We start from the raw sequence: 3,442 nt of genomic DNA on the forward strand, positions 1-3,442 counted from the left end.
AGGGTGCGAAGATCATGGGCTCGCTGCACATGACGGTGCAGACGGCCGTGCTCATCGAAACGCTGGTTGCGCTCGGCGCCGATGTGCGTTGGGTGTCGTGCAACATCTTCAGCACGCAGGATCATGCCGCGGCCGCGGTGGCCGTCGGTCCGCACGGCACGGTGGAGCAGCCCAAGGGCACGCCGGTGTTCGCGTGGAAGGGTGAGACGCTCGAGGAGTACTGGTGGTGCACCGAGCAGGCGCTGATGTGGAGCGACGGCACGGGTCCGAATTTGTTGCTCGATGACGGTGGCGACGCCACGCTGCTCGTGCACAAGGGCACCGAGTATGAGAAGAGCGGCGTGATCCCGGGCTTCGACAGCGACAACGAGCCGGAAGAGTGGGGGGTGATTCTCGACCTGCTGCGCGCGGAGCAGGCGAAGAACCCGGGCCGTTGGACGAAGGTGCTGGCCGGCATTCGTGGCGTGAGTGAAGAGACCACGACGGGCGTGCATCGCCTGTACGAGATGGAGCGCGCGGGCACGCTGGCCTTCCCGGCCATCAACGTGAACGACGCGGTGACCAAGTCGAAGTTCGACAACCTCTACGGCTGCCGCCACTCGATCATCGATGGTCTGAACCGCGCCACCGACGTCATGCTTGCGGGCAAGATCGCGGTCGTGATGGGCTACGGCGATGTGGGCAAGGGCTGTGCGCAGGCGCTCAAGGGGCAGGGCGCGCGCGTGATCATCACCGAAATCGATCCCATCTGCGCGCTGCAGGCGGCGCTCGAAGGGTATCAGGTGACGACGCTTGAAGACGTTGTGGACCAAGCCGACATCTTCATCTCGGCCACGGGCAACAAGAACGTCATCACGGTCGAGCACATGGGCCGCATGAAGGACAAGGCGATCGTGGCGAACATCGGCCACTTCGACAACGAGATCGACATGGCCGGTCTCAAGAAGGTCGAAGGGATGAAGCGCATCAACATCAAGCCGCAGTATGACGAGTTCGTGCTGCCGAACGGCCGCTCGATCCTGATCCTGGCTGAAGGCCGCTTGATGAACCTCGGCTGCGCGACGGGTCACCCGAGCTTCGTGATGTCGGCGAGCTTCACGAATCAGGTGCTGGCGCAGCTCGAGCTGCACGCCAACGCCGAGAAGTACGGCAAGAGCGTGTTCGTGCTGCCCAAGCATCTCGACGAGAAGGTGGCGCGCCTGCACCTGCCCAAGCTGGGCGTCAAGCTGACGACGCTGAACACGGAGCAGGCGGCGTACCTTGGCGTGAACGCGCAGGGCCCGTTCAAGTCGGATCACTACCGCTACTAGGCCGCGAAGTCGTCGGGCGGAAGCGGCGTCACCTCGTGTGAGGTGGCGCCGTTTGCGTTTGTGCTGCAACGTTGTGGGGTGACGCTGATTCGATGGTTGTGGCTGGCGATGCTGTGTGCGTCGCCGATGTACGGTGCTGGCGCGCAGTCGCCGGCGACGGGTACTCTCCGCGGGGTGGTGTACGACAGTGTGCGGGCGCAACCACTAGCGCAGGCGACCGTGCAACTCGTCAATGCCCGCGACCGCGGCAGAACCCGTTCAACGGCAACCGATCGTCTCGGGCGCTTCAGCGTTGACAGTCTCGAGGCGGGAGGCTGGATGATCGGCGTTCAACACCCGTGGCTCGACTCGGTCGCCGTCGATCAACTCGGCGTGCTGGTGGAGGTCAAGGCGAACAGCACAAGCCGAGCGTCGTTAGCCGTTCCGTCGGGACGTGCGCTGATCGCACGCGTGTGTGGAGACGCCGTGGCGGACGATTCGTCTGGCTATGTCCATGGCGTGCTGCGTCGCACCGCCGGCTTAGACGGCAGCAGCATGGGAACGGTACGTATCCAATGGGTCGAATTCACCATGAGGAACGCGCGCATCGAGCGGTCGCTCGACGCTGTCGAGGTGGAGTCCGCACCCAACGGTCGCTTTGTGGCGTGTGGTGTGCCCTCGGGCGGCACGCTGCGGGTACGTGCGTGGACGGATGCGGATTCCACTGGCGTCCTCGATTTCGTCCTGCCGGCGCACGGGATCGGGCAACTCGACTTATTGATCGGGCAAGCGAATCGCATGACCATGATCATCCCGGCGTCTCCGATATCCGGCAACGCAGTGCCTGACACGCTCGACGCGACCAACGTTCAGGTTGTTCGAGGGACGGCCCGCCTCGAAGGGGTCGCGCGCGCGTCGACGAGTGGAGCGGGCAACCAGCCTCTGGCCAACGCACGCGTGACGGTGTGGGGTAGCGGACTCGAGACGCGCAGCGCGAGCGACGGACGCTTTACGTTGAGTGGTTTGCCATCGGGCAGTTACCTGCTGGAGACCACCGCGATCGGATACCAACCGTCACGCGAGATCATCGAACTTCGCGCTGATGCGACCTTGACCGCGAATGCGCGTCTTGAACGGCTGCTCATGCTGGACACCGTGCAAGTACGCGCACAGCGTCGGCGCCTCCTTGGGCCAGCTATGGCCGGATTCGAAGAGCGGCGGCAACGCGGTTTCGGCAAGTTCCTGGGACCCGAGGAGCTCAGTAAACGTGTCGAGTCGCAGACATCGGATCTCTTCGTCAACCTGGCCGGTGTGCGCGTGGTCCCCGGGGTAGGCGGCGATCGCGTACTGCTTCGCGGAGACTTTCGTGGTTCCTGTGTGCCGACGGTCTTCATCGATGGCGTCCGCATCCCCAATCCGGATGGTCAGGATAGTGTCAATGACTACGTGATGCCGATGGATATCCGTGCCATCGAGGTGTACGTGACAGCCGTCACGCGGCCACCTGAGTTCGCGATCGGTACGAGCACGTGCGGTAGCATCGTCATTTGGACCGGACCGCGAACGCGTTGACTCCACGCAAACGTGGGTGCGACTGGCGCCGCTTCTTCGGTGCCAGGCTCAGAACTCGGACATGGGGCGAAAGAGCAGCCCGTCGGCCAACGGCGCGTTGCGGGCGTAGGTACGCGACAGGTAGACCACGTGGGCCCACGGGTTTTCGCAGTAGGCGCTGAACCTGATGTTCACGGCCATTCTGGCGCGATCATACGTCACGAACAGCCACGCTTTGTGCGCGGCGTCGGTGGCGTTGAGGTTGTCGGCGCGGCGGATGTTCACGTAGCCGCTATAGAGGGTGACGGGCACGTGCATGGCGTGCCCGAGGGCCAGCGCGAGGCGTCCGACGCTGCGATGGTCGGCATGGTCGCCGGGATTGTACCGCAGGTCGGGATCGTGGGTGTGGATGTGCACGTACAGGCCGAGGTCGGTTTCGCGGCGGATGATGGCGCGGAGTTCGCGCATGATGTCGGTGACGTCGGTGTAGCGCGTCGCACCGTCGATGGTCACCAGCTGCGGCAGCAGATGCCGTTCGAGTTTCTGCAGTGACTGAAAGCCGGTGGCGGCGAAGCCAGCGCCGTCGGGTTTGCCGTCGGGGA

General features: G+C 64.3%; 3 protein-coding genes. 2 read left to right on the forward strand and 1 reads right to left on the reverse strand.

Annotated elements, in window-relative coordinates:
• Together ahcY and ACIRA7_RS15890 are read left to right on the forward strand one after the other, a co-directional pair.
• Positions 1-1,310 (forward strand): adenosylhomocysteinase (ahcY, locus tag ACIRA7_RS15885; protein WP_396221812.1); only part of this gene is annotated, 1,310 nt, incomplete at its 5' end.
• Positions 1,311-1,388: 78 nt separating this feature from the next.
• Entirely contained in the window at positions 1,389-2,861 is a 1,473-nt protein-coding gene (locus tag ACIRA7_RS15890; protein ID WP_396221813.1) for a carboxypeptidase regulatory-like domain-containing protein, read from the forward strand.
• A gap of 48 nt (positions 2,862-2,909) precedes the next feature.
• Here the strand turns inward: ACIRA7_RS15890 and ACIRA7_RS15895 are convergent.
• Positions 2,910-3,442 (reverse strand): hypothetical protein (locus ACIRA7_RS15895; protein ID WP_396221814.1); only part of this gene is annotated, 533 nt, incomplete at its 5' end.

Source organism: Gemmatimonas sp., assembly GCF_044376735.1.
Lineage (GTDB): Bacteria > Gemmatimonadota > Gemmatimonadetes > Gemmatimonadales > Gemmatimonadaceae > Gemmatimonas.